This is a genomic window from Brucella gallinifaecis (assembly GCF_006476605.1).
GTDB classification, from domain to species: domain Bacteria; phylum Pseudomonadota; class Alphaproteobacteria; order Rhizobiales; family Rhizobiaceae; genus Brucella; species Brucella gallinifaecis.
The window spans coordinates 284,316-311,044 of the sequence record NZ_ML636802.1; the positions used below are offsets into that span (position 1 = coordinate 284,316).

Below are 26,729 nucleotides of genomic sequence, written 5' to 3' on the forward strand. Positions count from 1 at the left end.
ACCTCAAAGCGCATTACTTATAGTTTTCATGCAAAGCGCTTTAAATTTTTTCATAATGCATGTTGTTGTCGGAAAACCGGTAAACCACTTTTCCGCAACATGCTTTAGTGACCCGGATGTACTGCGTCGTTGATATACATGCAGGTAAGAACGGTAAAGACGTAGGCCTGGAGGAATGCAACCAGGAACTCAAGCGCGGTGATCGCGACCGTCATGATAAGCGGCAGGATCGCACCACCGATACCAAGCGCACCAAGCGAGCTCAGCGAGACAACAAAGCCTGCGAAAACCTTGAGCGTGATGTGACCGGCCAGCATATTCGCAAAAAGACGAACGGACAGGCTGATCGGGCGCGAGAGGAAAGAAATGATTTCAATGGCGACAACCAGCGGCACAATGATGCCCGGCACGCCACTTGGCACGAAAAGCTTGAGGAAGCTCAGACCATGCTTATAGAAACCGTAAACAATGACCGTACCGATAACCAGCAAAGCAAGTGCAAAGGTTACGATGATCTGGCTTGTGACCGTATAAAAATAAGGGAACAGGCCAATGAAATTTGCAACAAGCACGAACATGAACAGCGTGAACACAAAGGGAAAGAACTTCATCCCCTTTGAACCGGCTGAATCCCGAAGGCTTGATGCCACAAACTCATAAGCCATTTCCGAAACCGACTGCAAACGGCTCGGGATCAAACCACGGCTCGACGAGGTAAAATAAAGAAACCCTGATGCGAGCACAACGGTTGCGACCATGAAGGCCGAAACATTGGTAAACGACAGGTCCACACCACCGATGTCGATCGGGATCAACCGGGATACCTGGAACTGATGGATCGGATCGTTGGCCAACTTAACCTCGTCTGCGTTCCTGCCATTAAGGCGTTTCAGTAGCGAACCAGAGGTTCGCTTGTCCAAAGGTCTATACGCGAAGATTTTTACAATGTCCGCGAAGACTTATTCCTTATCGCTCTTTTCCACGTCAGTCTTAATGTTGCCTTGATCGGCGACATAACCTGCGGAACGGAGCACATTGAGGGTGCCAGCGCCAAAGCCAAGAAGGAGAAAAATAATCAGCCCCCATGGCGAAGTGCCTGCATAGCGATCAAGAACCCAACCGATCACCGCACCAACCACGATACCAGCGATAAACTCACTGGAGAGTTTCATGGCCTGCGCGACAGAACCCGATGTTTCCGATCGCCCATCCTCTGAAGCCGGCGGCTTGAACATTCCTTTTTGAACCAGTTTGGCCTCAAGACTATTCAAACGCTGATCCAGCCCCCCGGAAACAGTTTTTCCTTCCACATTTCTGCTTTCACCGGGTTTCTTTCCCGGCTCAGTGCCGCTCGTCATTGGCAGCTCCTTTTTGCAAGAAATGCGGGCGTCGAAAGCCCATTTCCAAGTTGGGCGCAACATATTAACACACCGCCCACTAGTCAAGGCGGTCAAGCACTTGCTTCAAAAGGTTTTTTATCTTTTAAATTCAACAATTTAGCTATTAATGCGACTCATTTTCCACCCAAAGTTGGAGATTGAGCTGCATTTCGGGCCAAAAATTGGAATCGAATTGGGCGCAAACGAGCAGAAAGATTCATCATTATGCACGTGTTTCAAGCAGGCTTTCAGACAATTAAATGTGTCCGAAAGTGATCGCAGTTCACGGATGATTTATCAGCTCCAGCCACCGCCATAAGTGCGGTAGAACACATGAAGACCGATCCTGGTCATTTTCTTCATGGTTGGCGCCCAGAAAGGGCTGACATAAGTTGCATGATAATGGGTTGATGACCCCACTTCCGGCAACCATATCTGACCTGCGGTCACGGTTTTTGCAACCTGTTGCGCCATACGCCATTGAGGCATCTCGGTCACACGGTGTTTCTGGCCATCACAGGCAAAAGAAAACTGACAGGCATTAAACCAGTTGCGATTTTGATAAACCACGCCGCAAATCGTGCCCGGATAGGCCGGATTGCGAACACGATTAAGAACAACCTGAGCAACAGCCACCTGCCCTTTCACGCTCTCACCACGCGCTTCATAATAAACTGCTTCTGCAAGACACTTCTGCTCTTTAGAGCCAAAGGACGCGGCTGGCAGTGGTGTTGCAGCCCATTCATGGTCCTGCTTGCTGATGGGAGGTACAAAACGACCACTATCTGCCTGAGGTGTCAGGATGCTCTCGAAAGGAGAGGTTTTGCCATAGTCAGGCCTGGAGGGCGCATAGCCCAACGCGAGAACGTCGGGCTGATCATTGTTGACAAGTTTTGCCAGTTGCACCGGTAGATCGGCTTTTGGTTTGGGCGGTTTGACTGCGTGAAATGCCATCGCAATCTTGACCTCCTTCCCCTCAATGCTCGATTTGGTAAATGCCATCCGGGTATCAATCTTTTCACGCGGCGCAGTGATCATGCTGATTTTTTCAAACATGCTGCCAGCATTGAATGCCCGTGCAGGCGCCTTGGGCTTCACAGAAACGATACGATCCGTCTTGTCAGAACGATTAATGCGATTCTCATCGGGATCGGGATCATCAACACCCAGTTTGGCCGTCCTGATACCCGCTGTGAGCGCAACTCGGCCAATACCCGGCACCTCGATCCCGCTTGCAGCAATGCTGCCCGTTACAGTCGTTGCATCGACAAAAGGCATTTCGGCCTGATGCAGCGAACCAACCGGCGCTTTGGCAATAAAAGCCGTCCAGCGATGTCCGCCAATATCTGCACTCGGGACAAGGCTTGCCATGTCCTGAAAGGCAATGGCATTGGAATTGAACAAATAGGTAATTGCAGCCAGAACAAGCGGCACCAGACGATGCGGCTTTTGCACAACAGGGCGCGGCTTTGCGCGAACGGCGTAGTAGCGACCATCCTCCGGGCAATAGCCCTTTACCGGATAGTGCCATACCGGCTCGGTCACGGATTTGGACCGGCCAAACAACGCTCGTATGGAACCCAAACGCACCGCAAACTCCACTCGCAACGATTACTTAACTATAGCGAATAATGGAGCATTAACCTTGATGGATAGTTAACGGCGTTTTGTTTACCCTTTGAAAATATTGATTAATTTTGAATTAACACAAGAACGGGGCTGCTTGTTTTCATTTGCTTTTTCACTCATTTTGAAAATGCGAAATCACAGAACCTGATTGGCCCAGCACCACATATTTGCAAGTGCTCACAGAATTAAAATTATTTTTTAGGCATCGGGGACGCAGTGCAGCTTTGGAAATTAGAGCGCATCCCGAAAAGTGTGAAACGGTTTTCGGACAAAGATGCGCGTTAAAACAAATATCTAGAGCGCCGATCTGATTCAATCAGATCGGCGCTCTAATCATCGCACAGGCTTGACCGTCCAGCGATCAATATCCGCGCTCTGGCCAATCAGCGCCAGACCATTGGCAATCGAATCAAACTGGTTGGAGCTTGTGACCATCGCGTCCGGGAAGCGTTGCTCGAAAGCTGTGCGAATAGCGGGCACAAAAGATGTACCGCCCGTCAAGAAAACACGATCAATGCCTTCAAATGTCAGCCCGGCATTTGCAACGGCCTGCGCGACCGATTGCCCGATATGGCGCACGTCTTCCGCAATCCAGTTGTCGAAATCCCTGCGCGTAACATGTGAGCGGATCTCGAAATCATCTGCCTTGAAATGCAGTTCAGAAACCGGCTCTGATGAGAGGCTTATCTTGAGATTTGAAACGGCACGATAAATTTCATAGCCGTAGTCATTCTCGATCAGATTGATGAAATGTTCCAGCGGCTCAGGATCGACAGCATTTTTAGCAAGGTCTGCAAGTGCGCGAATGGTGGCTGGCGAGTTCATCAGGAACAACGTGTTCCAGCGTGCGAAATTTGCATAATAATGGCGTGGTATTGGCAGACGCTTGCCGAAAGATTTGTATTCGCCGTTTTTGCCCAGCAGCGGTGACACGGCATTATCGATTATGCGGTAATCAAATGTATCGCCAGCAATGCCAAGACCCGTCTGGCTGAGCGGTGTAAAGCTCAGCCCCTGCGCTCCAACCTCAAAACGGACAATCGAAAAATCGCTTGTACCGCCGCCAAAGTCGGCCACCAGAACCGTTGATTCGGCTTTGAGTTCCTGCGCATAGAAGTAAGCGGCAGCGACCGGCTCATAAACATAATGAATGTCGGTAAAGCCAAAGGCACGAAACGCTTTTTCATAGCGCTCCATCGCCAGCGCCTCATCAGGAGATGAGCCTGCGAAAATGACCGGACGGCCAATCACCACACGATTGCCCTTTGGTGGCAGGCGATCACCGAGGCGGGCTGCAACCGATTCGAGAAAAGTCTCAAGAATATCCTCGAACTTGAAGCGCTTGCCGAAAACTGGCGTATCGGTGAAGGATTTTGAGGCCGCAAAGGTCTTGAATGATTGCAGCATACGGGTCGAATGCGGAGCATTCACAAAGGCATCCATCGCCCATGGACCGCTTTCTGATATGCGCTCGCCAGTTGCACGATCCTGCCAGAAGCAAAGTATCGAACGATAGCCCGTGACATCGACCCCATCTTTAGAAACGCTCAACACCGCCGTCGAACCATCGGGGGAAGCCAGCGACAGGACAGTGTTTGTCGTGCCAAAATCGATGCCCATCGTGACACCGCTAAACTGGCGCTCGCTCACTGTCGTCATAATCTGCCTCTGATATTGGGGGAGTTCAGGAGGCGGCGGCGTAGCAGACCGATGAAAGTTTCTCAATGAAAAACCCGGCTCCAAGGCCGGGTTTTTGTTTATCTTTTCTTTTTGGCACGACCTGCGAAGGGATTTTCCGATGTCGTCAGTGACAAGCGGATTGGCACACCCGGCATATCAAAAGTCTCACGAAGACCATTGATCAGATAGCGCACATAGGATTGCGGCAGCGCATCCGGGCGTGAGCAGGAAACGACAAAACCCGGAGGACGGGTCTTCACCTGCGTCATATATTTCACTTTCAGACGGCGACCCGAAACAGCCGGTGGCGGCTGATGCGCAATCACGCCGCCAAGCCAGCGATTGAGGCGGCCCGTCGAAATACGGCGGTTCCATATTTCATGGGTTTTGACAAGATTTTCCATAAGCTTGTCGAGCCCCTGACCGCGTTCGCCGGAAATTGGCACGGCACGAATGCCACGCACCTGCGGCAGCAGACGCGCAGTCTTTTCATGAAGATCAGCCAGAACCATCTGGCGATCTTCAATCAGATCCCATTTATTGAAAGCAATGATAGGCGCGCGGCCTTCGCGGATGATCAGATCAGCAATCTGCAAATCCTGTTTTTCAAACGGGATTGTTGCATCGAGAACAATGATCACCACTTCCGCAAAGCGAATGGCTCTAAGACCATCAGCAACCGAAAGTTTCTCAAGCTTTTCCTGAACACGCGATTTGCGGCGCAGACCAGCGGTATCATAGAGCTTGATCTTGCGGCCACGCCATTCCCAGTCAACAGAAATCGAATCACGGGTGATGCCGGCTTCCGGGCCTGTCAGCAGACGGTCTTCGCCAAGCATTGTATTGATCATCGTGGACTTGCCGGCATTCGGACGTCCAACAATGGCAATACGCAGCGGCTTGCTGGTATCGTAAGCCGGAATTTCCTCTTCATCCGGGTCTTCAATATCATCGCCGATCAACTCGCCAACGACTTTGGGTGTAAAGACCTCATCAGCCTCTTCCGCTTCGCGCTCCTCGGCAAAGACACGTTCTTCACCCAGAAGCTCGACAATTGCATCGCGCAGATCAGGCATGCCCTGACCATGTTCAGCAGAAATCGGGCAAGGCTCCCCCAGACCAAGCTGGAAAGCATCATAAAGGCCCGATTGCGCACCGCGTGCTTCAGACTTGTTGGCAACCAGCACAACCGGACGGTTCGAACGGCGGACAAGTTCGGCAAAAGTTGCATCAGTCGGCGTAATGCCAGCCTTGGCATCGATCACAAACAGAATCGCATCGGCTTCCTGAATGGCGGCTTCGGTCTGCGCACGCATACGCGCTTCCAGACTGTCATTGGCAGCCTCTTCAAGACCAGCCGTATCAATGACCTGAAACTTCAGATCATAGAGCTTTGCATCATGGATGCGCCGGTCGCGCGTAACGCCCGGCAGGTCATCGACCAGCGCCAGCTTGCGGCCGACGAGGCGATTAAACAGTGTGGACTTGCCGACATTGGGACGCCCGACGATGGCGAGAGTGAAACCCATAGGTTCATATTACTCCGAAATGAGGTAGCTCAGCCCTGGGCTTCCGGCACGTTGATGCCAGCGCCGCGCATGAGATCAAGCATAATATTGGCACGCTGGCGGATATTCGCCGGGGCCAGTGTATCATTGGCAATCTGCTGATAAAGTTTGACAGCATCGTCAAAGCGCTCTGCCTTCCATGCAGCAAGGCCCAGTGTCTCACGGGCGCTTGAACGCATCGGATTGCCATCTGCCGAAAGCGTTTCAACACGCTTTGCGACATCATCATAAGAACCGGAATCAACCAGCAGATAGGCCGCACGCAAACGCGCTATGTCGCGCAATGGCGAAGGAATTGCATTATCGGAGGCAACAGCATCAAACGCTGCCACAGCGCCCGTAACGTCACCCTTCTCAGCCAGCACAGCAGCAGAGCGAAGACGCGCCAGCACCGGATAAGAGCCGTAACCGGTCTTTTCCAGATCATTGAGTGCTGCAATCGCTTCATCGTTTTTTCCGGCAGCAGCGAGATCAAGCGCTGCCAGAAATTTATCACCGGAAGCAGAGGCCTTGGTCTCGGTCCAGTGCTGATACCCTACCCAGCCGGCTGTTGCGATAACGATTGCAATAGCCGCACCGATCAGGATGGGCCCAAAGTTTTTCCAAACCTGCTTCGCCCGTTCGGAACGGAGTTCCTCGTTTACCTCGCGAATGAAACTGTCGTCTGCCATGGACCTGCCATTCTTAGTGGAGTGCGAACCCAAAGAGCCGCGCTCTGAAAACTGTTGATCTTAATTTCTATGTTCTGGCGCTTTTAATCGCAATTCGCGCCATATGTAAGACCTGTGGGCGAAATTAGCTGCAAGCGCAACAAACAATCTTTATGACGCCGCCCGTATTATGCCGTATTGATCGCCATAGTGAATGGGAAATGGCAAGTTTTTAGCAAGATTGCGTTTCTCCCCTCCCCATGAGTTGCTCCTCTATGCGTATCGTTACTCCATCTGTCATCATCATGACCGCGCTCACAGTTGTTCCGGCGGCTGCTCAAACCACAAAGCCGCAATATGTGCTGATTTCATTTGATGGCGCCCATGACAATGCTTTGTGGACCCGCTCGCGGCAACTGGCGAAAAACAACAATGCGCATTTCACCTATTTTCTGTCCTGCGTTTTTCTGATGGAAAAGAAAAACCGGCGTGACTACCAGCCACCGCATAAGCGTGCTGGCGCATCCAATGTCGGTTTTGCCCTGAGCCATGATGAAGTTGCAGCGCGTCTCGACAATATCTGGCAGGCACATCTTGAAGGCAATGAAATTGCAAGCCATGGCTGCGGCCATTTTGACGGCACCAGCTGGTCGACAGCCGACTGGGACAAGGAAATCAGAGAGTTTCGGCGCATCACCGCTGATGCTTACAAGAATAATGGCATCAAAGGCGAGCCGGAAGGCTGGCGCGAACTGGCACTTCACGGCATTAATGGTTTTCGTGCGCCCTATCTTGCTGCATCAAAACCTGTGCAAAATGCGCTGAAAGCGCAAGGTTTCCGTTATCAGGCATCATCCGTCACAGACGGGCCGGAAGTACCAAAGATCGATGGATCCTTTGCATCATTCGGCTTGCCGCTTATTCCTGAAGGGCCGTCGCAACGCCCTGTTGTCGGCATGGATTATAATCTCTATGTCCGCCATTCAAAGGGCAAGGAAGCTCCTGCTCAAGCCGCCCAATTTGAAGAGCGCAGCTATAAGGCGTTCCGGGCAGCCTTTGACAAACAATATGATGGTGAACGCATTCCGCTACAGCTTGGATTCCATTTTGTATTGATGAATGACGGCGCCTACTGGCGTGCCATGGAGCGGCTTGTGTCCGAAGTTTGCAATAAACCGGATGTCAAATGCACAAGCTATAATGATTATCTCAACAACATTTCTGCTCCGGGCGACACTACCACCCGGAGCAGATCATAGGTTTAGGGTCAGGACTCATTAATTTGATGAGAATGGCATCTGAAATGACCAGATTTGCGAGGAGAGACGTGAGAAACGGGGTATTCCCCCGGTTGAGCGGCTCGACGCAGCAGATCGCCAAGTCATTTCGATGTCCGAAGGATGTGGTCCATCCACCCGGCTTACTTCGTCGAAAAGTCTTGAAAATGAACCACATTTCCTTCGCCTTTCCTTCTCGTATCCGAACGGATGGCCTCACACCATTCCCGTCAAATTAATGGGTCCTGACCCTAAGACGGAAGGCCGAGATTCTCCTGATCCAATGCCGGCAGCGGCTCGTCATAAATAATTGCTTCAAAGCCACGCAGACGCTTATAAATCGAGAGAAGTTCGATAATCGTCGTCCATGAATTGACAAGATACTGGAATGAACCACGCACCTGCTCAAACACGTTGAGAATCTGGTTCATCAAGCCAAGCGTCAGCTTGCCCGCAACAATGGAAGGCACCAGAATAAGCGTCGGAAAAATATTGTCGGCCTGCAAATAAAAGATACGGGCGACATTGAAATAGACATAGTGAAGATAAAGCCGGAAATAATTCTGGCGGACATTTGCAAACAACTCGCCCATGGTTTCTGGATGGGCGCGATCAACATGATCCTCGCCATAGACCAGCTCTTTACGATAGGCGGCTTCCACGCGCTGATTGTTAAATTCAAGCCCCGGCAGTTTGATACCGACCAATGCCAGAAAACCTGTTCCGAACAAGGCCCAGATAATCGCTGCCCACACCAGAGCATGGGGCACCATGCCAATGATGGGAAGTTCGCTGACCTTGTCAGAGAAGGAAAACAGTACCGGCAAAAATGCAATCAATGTCATGATTGCCTTGATAAGATTGACACCAAGCTGCTCAAGCGTTGTTGAAAACCGCATCGTGTCTTCCTGAACACGCTGCGCTGCACCTTCAACCGAGCGCAGTTTTGGCCAATGGCTCATGTAATAATCATTCATCGCTGTGCGCCAGCGGAAAATATAATGGCTGATGAAAAATGCACTCAGCACGCTGATTGTCACGCCAATGAAGGCAATGCCTGCAAAATCCATCATGCTCCAATAAAAATCAGCCGCCTGAACTGCGCCCGGCTTGGCCAGAGCATTCTGCACCATATCATAGAACGGGCCATACCAGCTATTAACTGCTACGCTGACCTGAACGCTGAAATAGGTGGTGAACAGGATGAGAGCGGAACCCAAAACTGACCAGCGCTGCCAATAATGCGGCGCAAATAATGCCCAGAAAGCGTAAAACGCAAAAACCACCACGGCAAAATAAATATAGAACCACAAGAATGGCGCAGACCAGAAAATGCTCGCGCCAATAATGGGCGCAGCATCGGGTGCAGCAGGCGGCAAACCAATCAGATGTCCAAGCTCGGCACCGCCCTGATACCAGCCAAGGATGGCCAGAATGCTCCATAGAAGAACAGACAGGAAAAAGAGCCTGGGACGAGGAAAAAAGGACACGAACATCTGGGCAATTCCAAAAAGAAATCAATATTGTCGCAATTAGCCGCTATGCCTGCCTGTTGACCAGTTAAATAATTGTAAGGTTTCCCGTTACTTGGCGGATTTTCCGGCCGCAAGTCCTATGATTGCCGTCACAATAAGGGCAAAGGCTGCAACAAGACTTGGCAGCGTGAACGAGCCAAAATGCTGTGCCATGAAGCCTGCCACGAGCGGTCCCACTATCTGGCCGATGCTGAAACAGACCGTCATGCGTGCCAGTGCACGCTTGGGCGAGCGGGGCGCCAGCATACGCGCCGCTTGCAGGCCAAAAGCAGTGAGCGCCATGAAGGTCAGCCCCAGCAGTGCGCCGCCAAGCAATGGTCCCCATGGGGGCGGCAGCAGCACAGTTGCAGCAACACCCATGGCCTCAATAAATGCAGTCATGGCAAAAGCTGAAAACAGGCCAAATTTACGAATAGCAGGCGACCATAACCAGATCGATGGTGCAGCACAAAGGCCGGTCAATACCCACACACCTGCTTCTATCAATTCACCGCCCTCACTGGCGCGCACAATCGCGATGATGAAGGTTGCCGTAATCACATAACCAAAACCAAAAATTCCGTAAGCAAGCGCGATTGCGTTGAAAGCAAAGCTTTCGGGCAATACCGGTTCGCGCTTGCTGTCTGGTCCGCTCACAGGGCCGTCTTTAACCAAAACGACCACAAAGGCCGCCATAATCATGCTCAATACGGCAGCGCCAAGCCAGTCGGCATGCCAGTCAAAACCAAAATAGCGCGTGGCCGCAACGAGTAATGCCGAGAGTGCAATACCTGCGCCCACGCCGCCAAAATGCAATGCTCCCAAGCCCGGCTTTTGTGCTGCAATTACATGGCTCAACACAATTGCTGTCACAAGGATCATCGTCACTGCACTGATGAAACCCGCAGCAAAACGAATGATCGAGAAAAGCCAGACGCTCTCGACAAATGCCATGAGCGCACAAAGTGCAGCACTGATGATCAGTCCCGTGATGACGCCTATGCGCTCAATTCCCGCAGACCAGCCAAAACCTGCAACGATTGCGCCAAGCAGATAGCCGACATAATTGGCCGAGGCGATAAAACCGGCATCCGCAGCATTGAAACCCACATCGCTCATCATTGCGGGCAGGATCGGCGTATAAATAAAACGGCCAATCCCCATCACCGCAATCATGACGAAAAAGCCGCCAAGGGCATAGCGAAGGGCTGAGGAATGTGAATCTGTCCGGGAAAATACCTTATTCATGGCGCATGAAAATACGCCTTGTATGAGCGCGCACAATTGAATTTTATTGATGCAATCAATGACTGCAAACCGATCATTTCAGAGCTGAAAAAATGCCTCATACTGATCCGGCTTGAAGCCCACAATCAGCTTGCCATCCTTATCAAGTACCGGGCGCTTGACCATGGAGGGCTGCGCCAGCATCAATGCACGGGCTTTGGCCGCATCGACATTCTGACGCTCTTCTTCAGGCAATTTACGAAAGGTTGTGCCCGCACGATTAAGCAGCTTTTCCCACTCTATATTTTTGAGAAAGCGGTCAATTGTTGCCGCATCCAGTCCTTCTTTCTTGTAATCATGAAAGCTGTATTCAATGCCGTGATCATCAAGCCAGCTACGCGCCTTCTTCATCGTGTCACAGGCCTTGATACCGTAGATGGTCACGCTCATTTCCGACTCCTTTATTTGTATAGCCTGATCAAAAGCCATCCATCAGAGCGTTGCAAGCCTTATCTTTCAGGATGTTTTGCCACTTTTTTGACGCAATATCGCCATACAAACCATAAAATTGACATCAGATAGCCGCTGGAATTATCGCTTTTGCGACCCTGAAAGCTCATTTTTGCCTTCTGGTCTGCCGTTCTTTTTCCAGCAACTCGCGCTTGCGTTCAATACCCCAGCGATAGCCGGACAAGCCACCATCGTGACGCACCACGCGATGACAGGGAATGGCAACCGCGATCTTGTTTGCGCCACAGGCCTGCGCAACAGCGCGTGCTGATTTAGGCAGACCCATCTTCGCGGAAAGCTCGCTATAGCTTATCGTTTTACCATACGGGATCTCACGCAATGCCTGCCAGACACGTTGCTGAAAAGCAGTGCCGCGCAAATCAAGCGGCAGGTTAAATCCGATAGCGGGGTTTTCAACAAAACCGATCGCTTGAGCGATATGATCTTCAAAATCACGATCAGCGCCGACAAGCTGCGCTTTGGAAAAACGTCTTTCAAGGTCAATGATCAATTCTTGCGGATCATCACCCATCAATATGGCACAGACCCCCTTGCCGCTGACCGCCACCAGAACAGCACCCAAAGCTGATTGTCCGATAGCAAAGTGAATGATTTCGTTTTCGCCACCGGATTTGAAAGCCTTTGGGTTCATGCCAAGAATCCTGTCTGACGCTTCATAAAAGCGGCTGGAAGAATTATAGCCTGCTTCATAGATCGCATCGGTAATACGAGCATTATCTTTCAGCACTGCACGCATTTTTTCCGCGCGATGCGCATCAGCATAGGCTTTGGGGGTCAAGCCCGTGAAATTTTTGAAAATACGATGGAAATGCGCCGGGCTTGCACCTGCGGCCTGTGCAATCTCTTCAAGTGAAGGCACAGAATCGGCATTTTCAATAAACCGGCAGGCAGCCGAAACCATATTGGCATAACGCGCATTGTCTTGCGCATCAAGCGTTGCATCAAGATGTGGCCTGCATCGCATGCAAGGGCGAAAGCCTGCCTGTTCAGCCTCTTCGCATCTATTAAAGAACTCAACATTTTCGCGTTTTCCCCGCCGCGACGGGCATGAGGGGCGACAATAAATACCCGTCGTGCGCACAGCATAAACGAATTGACCGTCGGCTCCCTTGTCACGCGAAAGCACTTGCCGCCAACGGCCTGCATCTGTGTCATTTTCGCTTTTCAGCATAGGTGTCATCAGGCTCATATCCACTATCCTTCCTACTATGAAGGAAAGCTAATCGATGACAAGGCCTGTAACACTCCGCTGCTTGCTTTCAAATTTTATCCGCGTCCATCAGCTTCCTGCCTGCCCAGACTGGGATTTGCTCAGAACCACAACACGGCTACCGCTTGTTACACGGCTGTGAAGATCGATAATGTCCTGATTGAACAGACGAATACAGCCCGACGAAGCAGCCTTGCCGATTGACCAGGGTTCGTTGGTGCCATGAATGCGATAAAGCGTGTCTTTGCCATCGCGATAAAGATAAAGTGCGCGTGCGCCAAGCGGATTTTTAATACCGCCTTCAAGACCCTTGGCATATTTTGCATAATGCTCAGGATTGCGCTTGATCATGTTTTGCGTCGGCGTCCAGCGTGGCCATTTCGCCTTGTAGGCAACCTGCGCCTCACCGCTGAAAGTCAGACCTGCGCGGCCCACACCAACGGAATAGCGCATGGCCTTGCCGCCGGGCTGCACGAGATAAAGATAACGCGCATAGGGATCGACTATGATTGTGCCGACAGGATGGCTGGTCTGATAATCGACCTGTTTGCGCAGATTGCGTTTTGCGATTTTGCTCAAATCAAGGGCTGCAATATAATTACCGCCATCCGTAACCGCGCCATAGATGACTTCATAATCGCTTTGCGCAGTCTGAACTTCCGGTTCAGGCTCAATAATGGGTGCGACCACAACCGGTTCAGGCGCAATCTGTGGCGGCATGTTTATAATGACAGGCCTGTCGGATGTCGTCGTGCAGGCCGCCACAACAAATGGCAGAAGACCAATCAAGACGAGCCGCGCCAGAGACGTTGCCGCTTTTTTTGTCTGATAAAGTGTCGCCAACATCTCCAACATCAATTTCCTCAAACCATGTCCAGCTTTTCATGAAGGACAGAAATTATTGCAACCGGCGCGAATCCTTCGCTGCCTGACAAAAGTTAATATCATGATTAGCGAATGCTGCCAGCCGTGCGATACATCAGTGCCCTGCGCCTGAAAACCGAAACCTGTTTTATATAAAATATAAATAAAACATATAGATAAAGAATTTCTTATCTTGCTGGTCAAACAGAAGCCACTCAAGCCTTTGGCATTTTCTGTTCTATAAATTTTCAATGGGTTGACAGGACAGGCCGCGCCTTGCATTATGCAATTGCAAACCATTTGCAATTAAGCTCAATATATTTCATATTGTTTCAATCATATTTTTGAGCAAAAAGCCGAGACTGTTCATGCTGTTCAATCCTGATGCAGGGCCAAAAGCCTCGCCGCTCTTGTCAAAATCCTCCCCCAATTCTGGCAAGCAGAAAGCATTGGCAGTCAGAGCGATATTAAGACGGGTCGGGCTACGCCCGACCCGTCAGCGCATTGCCTTGGGATCTTTGCTTTTTACGGAAAAACACCGGCATGTTACCCCCGACATGCTCAATGAAGAAGCGTTGTTGCAAGGCGTAAAGCTGTCAGTTGCAACGGTTTACAACACGCTTAATCAATTTGCTGATGCCGGCCTTATTCGCAAGATCAGCATTCATGGCGAGCGCACATATTTCGATACCGATACGGGTGATCACGCGCATTTCTACATTTCAGATCAGGAACAGATCATCGACATAGCGCCCGGTGACATTGGTGTCGGGCCGTTACCTGCCCCGCCCAAAGGTTACAAAATCAGCAAGGTGGATATCCTGATCCATCTGGTGGCTGACACCCAACCATCCTGATTTCCCCACACGCCCAATTCGTCGCATGTCCTATCAGCGCCATTTGATTTAGATCAATGACACTCTCATACAAAGAAACTATGCAGAACTTATCGCTATAGTTGTCTTTTTTGAGACAATTTATGACTTGCGCTGCGAGGGGATTAGATGAACTACGCCGCTGGAACAGTCCTTTCTGGTCTGGGAGCACTTTTTGCTGTGCTTCTGGCCGGATTTTCTCATGATGAATTGTTCAGAATCCATATGTGGATTTTGTTCGCTGTGCTCGCCATTTTCACCATATTGCTGATGCGCAATGCCGATTACAGCCTGTCTCCAAAAAAGGTTGATACATCAACCTATATGGACGGGCCAATCCGCTATGGCGTCATTGCAACCGTTTTCTGGGGTGTGGTCGGTTTTCTGGTTGGCGTGCTGATCGCAGCACAGCTCGCTTTTCCTGATCTCAACATTGAGCCATATCTGAATTTCGGTCGTTTGCGCCCATTGCACACTTCGGGGGTCGTGTTTGCATTTGGTGGCAATATCCTGCTTGCATCAAGCTTCTATGTCGTGCAGCGCACCTGTCGCGCACGTCTGTTTGGTGGCGATCTCGCATGGTTCGTGTTCTGGGGCTACAATCTTTTCATCGTGATGGCGGCAACCGGCTATCTGCTGGGCATTACGCAATCGCGTGAATATGCCGAACCGGAATGGTATGTCGATCTCTGGCTGACTATTGTCTGGGTTGCCTATCTTGCCGTTTTCCTTGGCACGGTATTGAAGCGCAAGGAGCCGCATATCTATGTGGCAAACTGGTTCTACCTGTCATTCATCGTCACCATTGCGATGCTGCATATCATCAACAATCTGGCAATCCCGGTCTCGTTTCTGGGCGTGAAAAGCTATTCGGCTTTCGCAGGTGTGCAGGATGCGGTGACACAATGGTGGTATGGACATAATGCGGTGGCGTTCTTCCTGACCGTGCCGTTCCTCGCCATGATGTATTATTTCGTACCAAAACAGGCAAACCGTCCAATCTATTCCTATCGTCTGTCGATCGTGCACTTCTGGTCGATCATCTTCCTCTATATCTGGGCCGGTCCACACCATCTGCATTATACGGCTATTCCCGACTGGGCGCAGACGCTTGGCATGGTGTTCTCGATCATGTTGTGGATGCCTTCATGGGGCGGCATGATCAATGGTCTGATGACGCTTTCGGGCGCATGGGACAAGGTTCGTACCGATCCGATCATCCGCTTGATGGTTGCAGCAATCGCCTTTTACGGCATGGCAACCTTTGAAGGCCCGATGCTGTCTATCAAGGCTGTCAACTCGCTGTCGCACTATACTGACTGGACCATTGGTCACGTCCATGCGGGTGCGCTTGGCTGGAACGGCATGATCACCTTTGCGGCCGTTTATTACCTGACGCCTAAGCTTTGGAACCGTGAACGCCTTTACTCGATCCGTATGGTCAACTGGCACTTCTGGCTCGCAACCCTTGGTATCGTGCTTTACGCCGCCGCCATGTGGGTTGCCGGTATCCAGCAGGGTCTGATGTGGCGCGAATATGATGCCCAGGGCTTCCTCGTCTATTCCTTCGTCGAAACCGTTGCGGCCATGTTCCCTTACTACGTCATTCGTACGCTGGGCGGTGTGCTCTATCTGGCCGGTGGACTGGTTATGGCCTGGAACGTCTATCAGACCATCCGCGGCAATCTGCGCAAGGAAGCCCCGATGGGCGGCGCGCAGCCTGTGGTGAATGCCACCATGCAGCCAGCCAAATAAGGAGTGTGATTGATGTCTTTTCTGAAAAACCACTCCAAACTGGAGAAAAATGCAACCCTGTTGCTCATTGCCTCGCTGGCAGTGGTGACTGTCGGTGGCATCGTGGAAATCGCGCCATTGTTCTATCTCGAAAACACCATCGAGAAGGTGGAAGGGATGCGTCCCTATTCACCATTGGAACTGGCAGGGCGCGACATCTATGTGCGTGAAGGCTGCTATCTCTGCCATAGCCAGATGATCCGTCCGTTCCGCGACGAAGTGGAGCGTTATGGCCATTATTCTCTGGCGGCAGAATCCATGTATGACCATTCGTTCCAATGGGGTTCCAAGCGTACAGGGCCAGACCTTGCGCGTGTGGGGGGCCGCTATTCCAACGAATGGCATGTGCAGCATCTGGTGCGTCCGCGTGACGTGGTGCCGGAATCGGTCATGCCGAATTACGGCTTCCTGCTCAATCGTCCGCTCGACTTCAACAATATGTCAGCCAATCTGAAGGCCAATATTGCTGTTGGTGTGCCCTATACGCAGGAAATGGTCGATAATGCCATTAATGATGTGAAAGCACAGGCCGAGCCGGATGCCGATACAGAGGCCCTTCTTGCACGCTACCCCAAGGCGAAAGTTGGCGATTTTGACGGCAATCCGCAGGTCATTTCGGAGATGGATGCATTGATTGCCTATCTCCAGATGCTCGGTACGCTCGTCGACTTCTCGACCTACGACCAGTCCCCCAAAGCACGATAAAGCGGAGTAACAGCCATGGATTACAATACCCTGCGCACTTTCGCCGATAGTTGGGGCCTGCTCGCAATGGCTCTGTTCTTTGTCTTCGTGGTGATTTTTGCCTTCCGCCCGGGAAGCAAGAAAAAAGCCGATGAAGCGAAGGAGATTCCATTCAAGGACGACAAAAATGACTGACAAAAAGATTGATGAAGTCCAGATTGATGAAGCCCAAATCGATGAAATCAGCGGCGTAGAAACCACCGGCCATGAATGGGATGGTATTCAGGAACTCGATAATCCAATGCCGCGCTGGTGGCTATGGACATTCTACGCCACAATCGTCTGGGCTATAGCCTATGTGATCGCCTATCCCGCATGGCCGCTGATCACAAGTTCGACGGCTGGTCTCACAGAATGGTCGAGCCGTGGCGATTTCTGGAAAGAAAATGCCCAGATCGCGGCTGATCGTCAGGGCATCATCGAGCAGATCAACGCCAAAAATGTGCATGAGATCATTGCTGACGAAAACCTGCGCCAATATGCGATTGCAGGTGGTGCAGCAGCGTTCCGCGTCAATTGCGTACAGTGCCATGGCACCGGCGCGCAAGGAGCGCCCGGCTATCCGAACCTCAATGATGATGACTGGCTGTGGGGTGGTTCGGTTGACGATATCCTGACAACAATCCGCCATGGCGTGCGTTCGAGCGATGATGAAGATACCCGCGTTTCAGAAATGCCGGCCTTTATCGATGTTCTTGAACCACAGCAGATCCGTGACGTGAGCGCCTATGTGGTGAGCCTTTCCGGCACGCCGCATAATCCGGCAATGGTGCCGGACGGCGAAAAGGTTTTTGCGGAAAACTGCGCCGTCTGCCATGGCGCGGATGCCAAGGGCTTGCGCGAATTCGGTGCACCCGACCTCACCGATGCGATCTGGTTCTATGGTTCCGGTGAAGACGCAATCGCCAAACAGGTTGCACGTCCAAAACATGGCGTGATGCCGGCATGGGAAGCACGCCTTGGCGATGCAACCGTCAAGCAGCTCGCAATCTTCGTCCACTCGCTCGGCGGTGGTGAATAATAATACCCAAGCTTTGCTGGCCCCGGCTTGACGGCAAATCGGGGCCAGCCAAACGAGAAATGCACCAGAACGGACGGCGAATAACCACCCCGCTCTCAATCATTGCAAATGCGATATGCCCGACAAGCCAGCTTCTGTCTTTCCGGCATCGCATTTGAGGAGCAAGGCAAATGTCAGACGATGTCGAACGGATAGACGTTCAGGCAGTCAATTCCCCCAAGATCCGCCTGCCCAAAAGCGGGAAGTCGCTTTATGCGGCGCGGGTCAAGATATTTCCGAAGCGCGTAACGGGCAATTTCCGCCGCTTCAAATGGATTATCATGTTCATTACATTGGGGATTTATTATCTGACGCCGTTTCTGCGCTGGGATCGCGGGCCTTACGCGCCCGATCAGGCTGTGCTGATCGATCTTGCCAATCGCCGCTTCTATTTTTTCTTCATCGAAATATGGCCACAGGAATTCTATTATGTTGCAGGTCTGCTGATCATGGCGGGCCTTGGTCTGTTTCTGGTGACATCTGCGGCTGGCCGCGCATGGTGCGGCTATACTTGTCCGCAAACCGTATGGGTTGATCTTTATCTGGTGGTTGAACGCGCCATTGAAGGCGACCGCAATGCCCGTATGAAGCTGGACAAGGCGCCGTGGAGCTTCGACAAGGTCTGGAAGCGTGTGACCAAACATGCAATCTGGTTGCTGATCGGCGTGCTGACGGGCGGCGCGTGGATTTTCTATTTTGCCGATGCGCCAACGCTTCTTGTTGATTTTGTAACCGGACATGCGGCCCCTGTCGCTTACATCACTGTCGCGATCCTGACAGCCACGACCTATGTTTTCGGCGGATTGATGCGCGAGCAGGTCTGCACCTATATGTGCCCATGGCCGCGAATTCAGGCAGCCATGCTTGATGAAAACTCGCTGACCGTGACCTATAATGACTGGCGTGGCGAACCCCGCTCACGCCATTCCAAGAAAGCGCTTGCCGCAGGCGAAACCGTGGGGGATTGCGTGGATTGCAATGCCTGTGTTGCCGCCTGCCCGATGGGGATCGACATTCGCGATGGTCAGCAGCTTGAATGCATCACCTGTGCGCTTTGCATTGATGCCTGTGACAATGTGATGGACAAGGTTGGCAAGCAACGCGGCCTGATTTCCTATGCAACCCTTGCCGATTACGACTGGAACATGGCGCTTGCCACCAATAATGGCACGGCACCGATTAATCCTGCACGGGTTTATGAAGCGCCCAACAGGCTTTCCGGTGCGATAGAGCATCTGTCATGGAAAAAGATCCTGCGTCCGCGTATCCTGTTCTACTTTATCATCTGGGCGCTTATCGGACTGACACTGATCATCTCGCTTTCGATGCGTCAACGCATCGGTATCAATGTTCTGCATGATCGCACACCGCAATATGTGCTATTGTCGGATGGTTCTATCCGCAACGGCTATACGGTCAAGCTGCTCAACATGATCCCGGTTCCGCGTAATTTCCGTCTGTCTATTGAAGGTCTTCCGGGTGCAACCCTGAGCGTGCAGGATGAAAATATCGATGCAGAGGGCAATTATAATGTACCGGTTGAACCCGACAGGCTGAAAACATTGCGCGTTTTCGTGACCATGCCGCATGATGCAATTACAGAGCAACGCGCCGATTATGAAATCGAAGTGCGTGACGCAGACGGCTCTGAAAGCGCACGCTACAAAGCAACCTTCATGGCTCCAGAAATGACCGGGGAGAAAAGATGATGTCAGTGAAATCAAAAACCACAAATGGGTTCACCGGCTGGCATATGCTGGGCATCATGTTTGCTTTTTTCGGTGTCATTATCGCGGTGAACATGACCATGGCTTACAAGGCAGTGAACAGCTGGAGCGGACTGGTCGTCAAGAACACCTATGTCGCCAGTCAGCAATTCAACGACAAGGCCGAGACTGGAAAAATACAGGCAGCCCTTGGCTGGCAGTCTCAGCCAATGCTTGAAGAAGGCATCTTCTCCTGGCGTCTGAATGATCGCGATGGCAAGGCTGTTGTGATGACCGGCGGCACGGTTGAGTTCAAGCGCCCTGTCGGCGATTTACATGATACAAAAGTGACGCTTTCCGTTGTGCAGAACGGTATGCTGAGCGCTCCGCTGACACTGGATGACGGTGCATGGATCATGGAAGTCAATGCAGTGGCCAGTAACGATTACGGCCTTGAAGACCCTTATCGCCACATCATCCGTGTTCTGGTGAAGGACGGGAGAATTTTATGAGCTGCTGTGTTGAAAATGCACAGATAGCCACGGCCATTGAAGCGGTTTCGCCCGATGAAATGCTTGTCGCCAGCCGCACACTCGGTGATGGTCTGCGCCAGATTGAGCTTTCGGTTCCCGGTGTCCATTGCGGGCTGTGCATCAAGGCCATTGAAGAGACACTTGGCAAAATCAATGGCGTTGCCTATGTCCGCGTCAATCTCACGGCACGCCGTGTCAGCATTCGCTGGAAGGATGGCGAGACACCACCCGATGTCATCGATCCATTGCGCCGCCTTGGTTATGAAGCGCATATTTTTGATAATTTGCAGGACAAGGATCCGGCCTTCACACGGCTTTTGATCGCGCTTGGTGTTGCGGCTTTTGCATCAAGCAATGTGATGCTGTTGTCAGTCGCGGTCTGGTCGGGGGCGGATGCCGCCACCCGCGATATGTTTCACTGGATTTCCGGTCTGATCGCCCTGCCGACACTGATTTATTCGGGCCGGATTTTCTATGTTTCCGCGTGGAATGCCCTTCGCACACGCCGCGTCAATATGGATGTGCCGATTGCGCTCGCCATTTCGCTCGCTTTCGGCATGAGTGTTTATGAGACGATGAACCATGGCGAACACGCCTATTTTGACGCTTCCGTTACGCTGCTGTTCTTCCTGCTGATCGGCCGTACACTCGACCATCTCATGCGTGCACGGGCACGTTCCGCCGTGCGGGGGCTGGCGCAATTAAGCCCGCGTGGTGCGGTGGTGATCGGTGATAATGACGAGCGCAATTATGTACCGGTCAATGAAATCCGCATAGGTCAGCGCATTATTCTTGCCGCAGGCGAACGTGTGCCGGTGGATGCCAAAGTTGAAGATGGCCGTTCGGAACTCGACTGTTCCATTGCATCCGGCGAGAGCGACGCTGTTCCTGTCGGTCCCGGCTCGGATATTCGCGCAGGAACCCTGAACATTTCCGCCCCGCTTATCATCCGTGCGAATGCTGAAGCAAAGGATTCCTTCCTTGCTGAAATGGTACGGCTGATGGATGTTGCGGAGGGCGGTCGCGCTTTTTATCGCCGCCTTGCTGATCGGGCCTCTGAACTTTATGTGCCGATGGTGCATACGATTGCCTTTGCAGCCTTTGTCGGCTGGATGATCTATACCGGCGGCGACTGGTATCGCTCGATCTATATCGCAATCTGCACGCTGATCATCACCTGCCCCTGTGCGCTGGCGCTGGCCGTGCCCATCGTTCAGGTGGTTGCAGCCCGCCGCCTGTTTGAAAACGGCATCATGATCAAGGATGGCTCGGCTATGGAACGCATGGCGGAAACTGATACTGCCGTGTTCGACAAGACCGGCACATTGACACTTGGCCAGCCGCGCCTGATCGATGCTGAGCGCATCAATCCGCATCATCTTGAGATTGCATCTGAACTCTCGCTTTATTCGCGTCATCCATTATCGCGGGCGCTGGCATTATTTTCAGGCGCCAAGCCAATGACGCCTTTCACCCGCATTGAGGAAATTCCGGGCGCAGGTATTGAGGCAGAACTGAATGGCACCACCTATCGGCTCGGCAAGCGCGAATGGGCAGACAGCAATACGAACGCGGCTCTTTCAGATGGCCCTGAAACCTGTCTTTCAATCAATGGAAAACTGGCAGAAACCTTCCGCTTTGAAGATCAGCCGCGTGACGATGCAGCCAGCGCCCTTGCGTCACTCAAAGGCAATGGTTTGAAGCTTGAGATTATCTCCGGCGACAAACTGCCTGCCGTTAAAAAGCTTGCAGCCTATCTTGGTGTTGATCAATATCGGGGTGAAGTCCTGCCAGCCGATAAAGCGCAGCTTGTGCAGAGTCTCACCACAGAAGGCCGCAAGGTGCTGATGGTGGGCGACGGGCTGAATGATGCGCCAGCGCTTGTGGCGGCGCATGTTTCCATGGCACCTGCAACTGCTGCCGATATTGGCCGCAACGCTGCCGATTTCGTGTTCCTGCGTGAAAGCCTTACCGCTGTTCCACTGGCTTTTACTGTGTCAAAAGAAGCAGGAAAACTAATTCAGCAAAATTTTGCGCTTTCCATCGGCTATAATATCATTGCTGTGCCGATTGCGATTTTCGGCTATGTCACACCGCTGGTGGCAGCACTTTCCATGTCGCTATCATCAATTGTGGTTGTGAGTAACGCCATGCGGCTCAGGGCCGGGAAACAGAAAAAACAGATGCAAAATACCGTTGCACCTGTTGCGGTTCTCAAGGAAGCGCATAAATGAGCGGACTGCTTTTCCTTATTCCCATCGCACTGTTTCTCGGTGCGCTGGGGCTTGCCGGTTTTTTATGGTCCATCAAGAATGGCCAATATGATGATCTGGATGGGGCTGCCAACCGTATCCTGATTGATGACGAGCAACAGCCTGCCAAGACAGATGAATCGTTATAACAGAATCCCGGGCGCGGGCTGTGAATCGTTATAACTTAACACCCCTTCCCCGCCTGCAAGCTCTACCCTGTTATGAGAATGGCCCTGAGATCATTGACATTGGTGCCGGTCGGACCGGGTGAAAACAGATCATCGATTGCATCAAATGCGCTCCACGCATCATTGGCGTTCAACTGGGCAGCGCCATCCTCGCCGATTTTTTGCAGCCGCAAAGCGGTTGTGCCATCGGCAAAAGCACCGGCATTATTTTCTGATCCATCAATGCCATCAGTATCGGCAGCGAGCGCATGAATATTGTCATAACCGTCAATATCGAGCGCAAAAGCCAGTAGAAATTCACTGTTGCGGCCACCCTTGCCGCCTTTGACGCGGATGGTGACGGTGGTTTCGCCACCGGAAAGCAGCACGACCGGCTTTTTGAACGGGCGATTACGATCGACAATTTCCCGCGCAATTGCCGCATGAACATGGGCCACTTCACGCGCTTCACCTTCGATTGAATCAGACAGGATTACCGCTTCGATGCCATGGCGCTGCGCTTCTTTCGCGGCTGCCTCGAGCGAAACGGCAGCCGAGGCAATCACCCGCACTTCATTATTGGCAAAAACCCTGTCATCGGGCCCTGGCGCATGAGACGCCTCGCTTCTGATATGTGCGAGCACCGCATCGGGCAGTTTCAGCCTGTAGCGTTCAATGATTTTGAGCGCATCATCACGAGAGGTTGCATCGGGCACTGTCGGGCCGGAAGCCACAAAAGCAGGATTATCGCCCGGAATATCGGAAACCACCAGCGAGAAGACTTTGGCAGGATAAGCCTGCGCTGCCAGTCTGCCACCCTTGATCTTTGAGAGATGTTTTCGCACTGCATTCATCGCCGCAATCGGTGCGCCCGATGCCAGCAATGCCTTGTTGACCACAATCTCGTCTTCAAGGGTCAGACCATCAGGCGGTGAAGGCAGCAAGGCCGAACCACCGCCAGACACAAGTGCTACAACCAGATCATCTTGCGTCAGATTTGACACAGCATCAAACAAACGTTTTGACGCCGCAAGCCCTGCATCATCCGGCACCGGATGCGAGGCTTCGATGATTTCTATGGTTTTGCAAGCTGCCCCATAACCGTAGCGTGTGACGACAATGCCTTCAATCGGAGCATTGGGATATTTTTCAGCCCATGCTCGCTCAAAAGCAGCCGCCATTTGTGCCGAGCCTTTGCCGGCGCCAATCACAATCGTCCGACCATTTGGCTTTTCCGGCAGATTGGCACGGATAACCAGCTCAGGATCAGCAGCAGCAATTGCTGCGTCAAACAGGCTGGTCAGAAATTTTTTCGGCTCAGTGATAGCAGCGGTTATAAGAGTCATGGGATTCCCGGTATTGATTATTATTTGGCCGCACTATTTCCGAACGAACATATAAAAGCAATCACGCGATTACATGCAGCACAGCGAGCCTAGGGTCAGGACCCTAAGCAAGTTCCGATTTCAGGGGTTTACCCGCTACATAGGTCTCGACAATCGCGCGGTCATCACCCAGCGTTTGCAGCAGGAACAATTCCTGCTCAAGCGTGGCGCCTGCCTTCATGCGCAGGCGCATTGGCGATGTGGCAGAGGAATCAAGCACCACAATGTCGGCCTCTGTACCCTCATCAAGGGTGCCGATCCTGTCTTCCATCGACAGCGCACGCGCATTGCCAAGGGTCATCATATAAAAGGACTGGAACGGGTTGAGACGGTTGCCGCGCAGTTGCAAAACCTTGTAGCCCTCATCGAGCGTACGCAGCATCGAAAAGCTGGTGCCGCCGCCGACATCGGTGGCGACAGCCATGCGCACGTTTGAAGCTTTCAGGCGATCACGATCAAACAGGCCGGAGCCTAAAAACAGGTTGGAAGTCGGGCAGAAAACGGCAACCGAGCCTGTCTCGGCCATTAGTTTCACTTCGCGCTCTTCAAGATGGATGGAGTGACCCAGCAATGTCTTGCTGCCCAGCAAACCATAATGCTCATAAATGCCAAGATAATCCGGTGCTTCTGGATAGAGCGATTTCGTAAACTCGATTTCCTCAATGTTTTCTGAAAGATGCGTCTGGATAAAGCATTCGGGGTGTTCTCGGGCAAGTGCCTGACTTGCTTCCATCTGTTCTGGTGTCGAAGTAATCGCAAAACGTGGGCTAATCACATAATCAAGCCGGTCTTTGCCGTTCCAACGGGCAATCAGTTGCTTGCTGTCGTCATAGCCGGATTGCGCCGTATCACAGAGCACAGGCGGTGCGTTGCGGTCCATCATCACCTTGCCGCCCAGCATACGCATATTGCGATTTTGCGATGCGCGGAAATAGGCATCAACGCTTTGCGGATGCACCGAGCAATAGGCCACGGCAGTCGTTGTACCATGGCGGATCAACTCATCAAGAAAGCGCTCAGCGATAAATTCCGCGTGCTGCTCATCGGCGAATTTCTGCTCTGCCACGAATGTATAGGTGTTGAGCCATTCAAGAAGATTGGCCGCATAAGATGCGATAACCTGTGTCTGCGGATAGTGGATATGCGTGTCGATGAAACCCGGCAAAATGAGGTGCGGACGATGGTCAGCGACTTGCACATCATGGCCTGCTTCAGCGCTCACATCGGCATAGTTGCCAAGTCGTGCGATGCGGCCATTTTCAATCAGCACGGCACCATCTTCGATATAGCGATAGGATTGCGCATCATCCAGAGCTTGCGGTTCATCACGAAAACTGAGCACGCGGCCACGGATGAGAAGTTTGGTCATTCTTATTTTGCTCCAGAAGTCACGGATTCATACCAGGCGGTGAGAAGCTTGCGCTCATCCACGCTTACAGCGGTCACATTGGCAGGCGGCATGGCATGGGAACGGCCAGCCTGCAAATAGATTTCACGGGCATGGGCTGCAATTTCCCTGTCCGTTTCAAGCACTACGCCCTTGGGCGGCGCGATAATGCCCTCCCAGCCCGGCTCTTTTGCATGGCACATCGCACAGCGTCCCAAAACAGTATCGCGCACTTTATCAAAATGCGGGTCCGAGATGAAACCTTGTTGCAACGATGAGATTTTCTGCTCGCTCGGTTCACCGGTCAGGATTTTCGGCACGGTTGAAAGCCACATGATCACAATAAATAGCAGCACCGTAACAAGCCAAGTCCATGTCGGATTGCCCTTGCGGGCATGGCGGGTGTTGAACCAGTGGCGGATTGTGACGCCCATCAGAAACACCAGCGAGGCGATGATCCAGTTGAACTGAGTGCCAAATGCCAGCGGGTAATGGTTCGAGAGCATCAGAAACAGAACCGGCAGCGTCAGATAATTATTATGCGTTGAGCGCTGCTTTGCGATTTTCCCATATTTCGGATCAGGTTTGCGTCCGGCAATAAGATCGGCCACCACGATTTTCTGGTTGGGAATGATCACCATGAACACATTGGCAGACATGATTGTCGCGGTGAATGCGCCCAGATGCAGAAAGGCTGCGCGACCTGTAAACAAATGCGTATAGCCCCAGGCCATAAACACCAGAATAACGTAAAGGATGATCATCAAAAGCGTATCGCTCTTGCCGAGCATCAGCTTGCAGATAGCGTTATAGGCGATCCAGCCAAAGGCAAGCGAAGCAATCGAAATGGCGATTGCTGTTGGTGCGGAGACATCGAGCACATTCGGATCGACCAGATAAAGATCAGCCCCCGCATAATAGACGATGCAAAGCAGCGCAAAACCCGACAGCCATGTGGCATAGGATTCCCATTTGAACCACGTCAGATGCTCGGGCATCTCGGCAGGCGCAACAAGATATTTCTGGATGTGATAAAAACCACCGCCATGGACCTGCCATTCTTCGCCATGCGCCCCTACGGGCAAGCCGGGACGCTGACGCAGGCCAAGGTCGAGCGCGATGAAATAGAAAGACGAGCCGATCCATGCAATCGCAGTGACCACATGCAGCCAGCGTGCTGCAAAGCCCAGCCAGTCCCATGCCACGGCAAGATCATACATGCGGCTCTCCCATTAGTGGTTCCCTTATTTGTTAGTTTATTATTTGCCAAAGCTTTGCGCCTGTGTGAACGTCGCAT

The 26,729-nt window shown here is 52.0% G+C and carries 24 protein-coding genes; 10 read left to right on the top strand and 14 right to left on the bottom strand.

All coding sequences use genetic code 11. The annotated features are described in order from the left end of the window. Positions 1–104: 104 nt before the first annotated feature. From FHY56_RS06020 to FHY56_RS06045, 6 genes are all read right to left on the bottom strand, one after another. The gene (locus FHY56_RS06020) at positions 105–854 is read right to left on the bottom strand and encodes a F0F1 ATP synthase subunit A (RefSeq protein WP_140904262.1); all 750 of its coding nucleotides are present in this window, start codon (positions 852–854) and stop codon (positions 105–107) included. Positions 855–959: 105 nt separating this feature from the next. Next, positions 960–1,358: an AtpZ/AtpI family protein gene (locus FHY56_RS06025; RefSeq protein ID WP_140904263.1), complete on the bottom strand. Its 399-nt coding sequence runs from the start codon at positions 1,356–1,358 to the stop codon at positions 960–962. A 318-nt stretch (positions 1,359–1,676) separates the two neighbouring features. Beyond that, complete coding sequence (locus FHY56_RS06030) at positions 1,677–2,969, bottom strand: cell wall hydrolase (RefSeq protein WP_140904264.1); 1,293 nt, start codon at positions 2,967–2,969, stop codon at positions 1,677–1,679. A 372-nt stretch (positions 2,970–3,341) separates the two neighbouring features. Continuing rightward, the gene (locus FHY56_RS06035) at positions 3,342–4,667 is read right to left on the bottom strand and encodes an Hsp70 family protein (RefSeq protein ID WP_140904265.1); all 1,326 of its coding nucleotides are present in this window, start codon (positions 4,665–4,667) and stop codon (positions 3,342–3,344) included. A 98-nt stretch (positions 4,668–4,765) separates the two neighbouring features. Continuing rightward, complete coding sequence (gene der / locus FHY56_RS06040) at positions 4,766–6,217, bottom strand: ribosome biogenesis GTPase Der (RefSeq protein ID WP_140904266.1); 1,452 nt, start codon at positions 6,215–6,217, stop codon at positions 4,766–4,768. Between the two features lie 29 nt (positions 6,218–6,246). After that, the gene (locus FHY56_RS06045) at positions 6,247–6,927 is read right to left on the bottom strand and encodes a tetratricopeptide repeat protein (RefSeq protein WP_140904267.1); all 681 of its coding nucleotides are present in this window, start codon (positions 6,925–6,927) and stop codon (positions 6,247–6,249) included. Between the two features lie 284 nt (positions 6,928–7,211). Here FHY56_RS06045 and FHY56_RS06050 point away from each other — a divergent pair, with 284 nt between their 5' ends. Further along, positions 7,212–8,165: a polysaccharide deacetylase family protein gene (locus FHY56_RS06050; protein ID WP_235889438.1), complete on the top strand. Its 954-nt coding sequence runs from the start codon at positions 7,212–7,214 to the stop codon at positions 8,163–8,165. 269 nt (positions 8,166–8,434) lie between these two features. On the opposite strand, the gene sbmA is transcribed toward FHY56_RS06050, so the two are convergent. The 5 genes from sbmA to FHY56_RS06075 form a co-directional block, all read right to left on the bottom strand. Next, positions 8,435–9,679: a peptide antibiotic transporter SbmA gene (gene sbmA / locus FHY56_RS06055; protein WP_140904269.1), complete on the bottom strand. Its 1,245-nt coding sequence runs from the start codon at positions 9,677–9,679 to the stop codon at positions 8,435–8,437. A gap of 87 nt (positions 9,680–9,766) precedes the next feature. Beyond that, entirely contained in the window at positions 9,767–10,945 is a 1,179-nt protein-coding gene (locus FHY56_RS06060) for a YbfB/YjiJ family MFS transporter (RefSeq protein WP_140904270.1), read from the bottom strand. A gap of 78 nt (positions 10,946–11,023) precedes the next feature. Further along, a complete protein-coding gene (locus FHY56_RS06065; protein WP_140904271.1) occupies positions 11,024–11,374 on the bottom strand; it encodes an ArsC family reductase in 351 nt (116 codons plus the stop codon). Positions 11,375–11,540: 166 nt separating this feature from the next. Further along, positions 11,541–12,635 (bottom strand): bifunctional DNA-binding transcriptional regulator/O6-methylguanine-DNA methyltransferase Ada, encoded by a 1,095-nt coding sequence (gene ada / locus FHY56_RS06070; protein ID WP_210240048.1) that lies wholly within the window; start codon positions 12,633–12,635, stop codon positions 11,541–11,543. Between the two features lie 99 nt (positions 12,636–12,734). Further along, the gene (locus FHY56_RS06075) at positions 12,735–13,520 is read right to left on the bottom strand and encodes a L,D-transpeptidase (RefSeq protein ID WP_235889431.1); all 786 of its coding nucleotides are present in this window, start codon (positions 13,518–13,520) and stop codon (positions 12,735–12,737) included. Positions 13,521–13,897: 377 nt separating this feature from the next. Here FHY56_RS06075 and irrA point away from each other — a divergent pair, with 377 nt between their 5' ends. The 9 genes from irrA to ccoS all read left to right on the top strand — a co-directional run bounded on the left by irrA (position 13,898) and on the right by ccoS (position 22,642). Next, entirely contained in the window at positions 13,898–14,386 is a 489-nt protein-coding gene (gene irrA, locus FHY56_RS06080; RefSeq protein ID WP_140904273.1) for an iron response transcriptional regulator IrrA, read from the top strand. A 147-nt stretch (positions 14,387–14,533) separates the two neighbouring features. Continuing rightward, entirely contained in the window at positions 14,534–16,159 is a 1,626-nt protein-coding gene (gene ccoN / locus FHY56_RS06085; protein ID WP_140904274.1) for a cytochrome-c oxidase, cbb3-type subunit I, read from the top strand. Positions 16,160–16,171: 12 nt separating this feature from the next. Beyond that, a complete protein-coding gene (ccoO, locus tag FHY56_RS06090) occupies positions 16,172–16,903 on the top strand; it encodes a cytochrome-c oxidase, cbb3-type subunit II (RefSeq protein ID WP_140904275.1) in 732 nt (243 codons plus the stop codon). A 15-nt stretch (positions 16,904–16,918) separates the two neighbouring features. Then, a complete protein-coding gene (locus FHY56_RS06095) occupies positions 16,919–17,077 on the top strand; it encodes a cbb3-type cytochrome c oxidase subunit 3 (protein ID WP_140904276.1) in 159 nt (52 codons plus the stop codon). A gap of 22 nt (positions 17,078–17,099) precedes the next feature. Continuing rightward, positions 17,100–17,963: a cytochrome-c oxidase, cbb3-type subunit III gene (gene ccoP, locus FHY56_RS06100; RefSeq protein WP_140904378.1), complete on the top strand. Its 864-nt coding sequence runs from the start codon at positions 17,100–17,102 to the stop codon at positions 17,961–17,963. 170 nt (positions 17,964–18,133) lie between these two features. After that, on the top strand, positions 18,134–19,711 hold the full coding sequence (gene ccoG, locus FHY56_RS06105; RefSeq protein WP_140904277.1) for a cytochrome c oxidase accessory protein CcoG: 1,578 nt from the start codon (positions 18,134–18,136) through the stop codon (positions 19,709–19,711). After that, positions 19,711–20,220, top strand: a complete 510-nt coding sequence (locus tag FHY56_RS06110; protein ID WP_140904379.1) for a FixH family protein — start codon at positions 19,711–19,713, stop codon at positions 20,218–20,220. Before ccoG ends, FHY56_RS06110 begins: the two co-directional genes overlap by 1 nt. Beyond that, positions 20,217–22,475, top strand: a complete 2,259-nt coding sequence (locus FHY56_RS06115; RefSeq protein WP_140904278.1) for a cation-translocating P-type ATPase — start codon at positions 20,217–20,219, stop codon at positions 22,473–22,475. Before FHY56_RS06110 ends, FHY56_RS06115 begins: the two co-directional genes overlap by 4 nt. Then, positions 22,472–22,642 carry a cbb3-type cytochrome oxidase assembly protein CcoS gene (gene ccoS / locus FHY56_RS06120; protein WP_140904279.1) on the top strand — a complete coding sequence of 57 codons (171 nt, stop codon included), beginning with the start codon at positions 22,472–22,474 and terminating at the stop codon, positions 22,640–22,642. Before FHY56_RS06115 ends, ccoS begins: the two co-directional genes overlap by 4 nt. A 62-nt stretch (positions 22,643–22,704) precedes the next feature. Here ccoS and FHY56_RS06125 read toward each other — a convergent pair whose 3' ends face one another. The 3 genes from FHY56_RS06125 to FHY56_RS06135 all read right to left on the bottom strand — a co-directional run bounded on the left by FHY56_RS06125 (position 22,705) and on the right by FHY56_RS06135 (position 26,652). Further along, entirely contained in the window at positions 22,705–24,006 is a 1,302-nt protein-coding gene (locus FHY56_RS06125) for a glycerate kinase type-2 family protein (protein ID WP_140904280.1), read from the bottom strand. A gap of 103 nt (positions 24,007–24,109) precedes the next feature. Continuing rightward, positions 24,110–25,414 carry a guanine deaminase gene (gene guaD / locus FHY56_RS06130; protein WP_140904281.1) on the bottom strand — a complete coding sequence of 435 codons (1,305 nt, stop codon included), beginning with the start codon at positions 25,412–25,414 and terminating at the stop codon, positions 24,110–24,112. 2 nt (positions 25,415–25,416) lie between these two features. Next, positions 25,417–26,652: a urate hydroxylase PuuD gene (locus tag FHY56_RS06135; RefSeq protein WP_140904282.1), complete on the bottom strand. Its 1,236-nt coding sequence runs from the start codon at positions 26,650–26,652 to the stop codon at positions 25,417–25,419. Positions 26,653–26,729: the final 77 nt, after the last annotated feature.

Excerpts from the sequence above, each read along its gene's own strand:
- FHY56_RS06025 (WP_140904263.1), bottom strand. The coding sequence starts at position 1,358 with ATGACGAGCGGCACTGAGCCGGGAAAGAAACCCGGTGAAAGCAGAAAT.
- FHY56_RS06035 (WP_140904265.1), bottom strand. The coding sequence starts at position 4,667 with ATGACGACAGTGAGCGAGCGCCAGTTTAGCGGTGTCACGATGGGCATC.
- der (WP_140904266.1), bottom strand. The coding sequence starts at position 6,217 with ATGGGTTTCACTCTCGCCATCGTCGGGCGTCCCAATGTCGGCAAGTCC.
- FHY56_RS06045 (WP_140904267.1), bottom strand. The coding sequence starts at position 6,927 with ATGGCAGACGACAGTTTCATTCGCGAGGTAAACGAGGAACTCCGTTCC.
- FHY56_RS06050 (WP_235889438.1), top strand. The coding sequence starts at position 7,212 with ATGACCGCGCTCACAGTTGTTCCGGCGGCTGCTCAAACCACAAAGCCG.
- sbmA (WP_140904269.1), bottom strand. The coding sequence starts at position 9,679 with ATGTTCGTGTCCTTTTTTCCTCGTCCCAGGCTCTTTTTCCTGTCTGTT.
- FHY56_RS06060 (WP_140904270.1), bottom strand. The coding sequence starts at position 10,945 with ATGAATAAGGTATTTTCCCGGACAGATTCACATTCCTCAGCCCTTCGC.
- FHY56_RS06065 (WP_140904271.1), bottom strand. The coding sequence starts at position 11,374 with ATGAGCGTGACCATCTACGGTATCAAGGCCTGTGACACGATGAAGAAG.
- ada (WP_210240048.1), bottom strand. The coding sequence starts at position 12,635 with ATGACACCTATGCTGAAAAGCGAAAATGACACAGATGCAGGCCGTTGG.
- FHY56_RS06075 (WP_235889431.1), bottom strand. The coding sequence starts at position 13,520 with ATGTTGGAGATGTTGGCGACACTTTATCAGACAAAAAAAGCGGCAACG.
- irrA (WP_140904273.1), top strand. The coding sequence starts at position 13,898 with ATGCTGTTCAATCCTGATGCAGGGCCAAAAGCCTCGCCGCTCTTGTCA.
- ccoN (WP_140904274.1), top strand. The coding sequence starts at position 14,534 with ATGAACTACGCCGCTGGAACAGTCCTTTCTGGTCTGGGAGCACTTTTT.
- ccoO (WP_140904275.1), top strand. The coding sequence starts at position 16,172 with ATGTCTTTTCTGAAAAACCACTCCAAACTGGAGAAAAATGCAACCCTG.
- FHY56_RS06095 (WP_140904276.1), top strand. The coding sequence starts at position 16,919 with ATGGATTACAATACCCTGCGCACTTTCGCCGATAGTTGGGGCCTGCTC.
- ccoG (WP_140904277.1), top strand. The coding sequence starts at position 18,134 with ATGTCAGACGATGTCGAACGGATAGACGTTCAGGCAGTCAATTCCCCC.
- FHY56_RS06110 (WP_140904379.1), top strand. The coding sequence starts at position 19,711 with ATGTCAGTGAAATCAAAAACCACAAATGGGTTCACCGGCTGGCATATG.
- FHY56_RS06115 (WP_140904278.1), top strand. The coding sequence starts at position 20,217 with ATGAGCTGCTGTGTTGAAAATGCACAGATAGCCACGGCCATTGAAGCG.
- ccoS (WP_140904279.1), top strand. The coding sequence starts at position 22,472 with ATGAGCGGACTGCTTTTCCTTATTCCCATCGCACTGTTTCTCGGTGCG.
- FHY56_RS06125 (WP_140904280.1), bottom strand. The coding sequence starts at position 24,006 with ATGACTCTTATAACCGCTGCTATCACTGAGCCGAAAAAATTTCTGACC.
- guaD (WP_140904281.1), bottom strand. The coding sequence starts at position 25,414 with ATGACCAAACTTCTCATCCGTGGCCGCGTGCTCAGTTTTCGTGATGAA.
- FHY56_RS06135 (WP_140904282.1), bottom strand. The coding sequence starts at position 26,652 with ATGTATGATCTTGCCGTGGCATGGGACTGGCTGGGCTTTGCAGCACGC.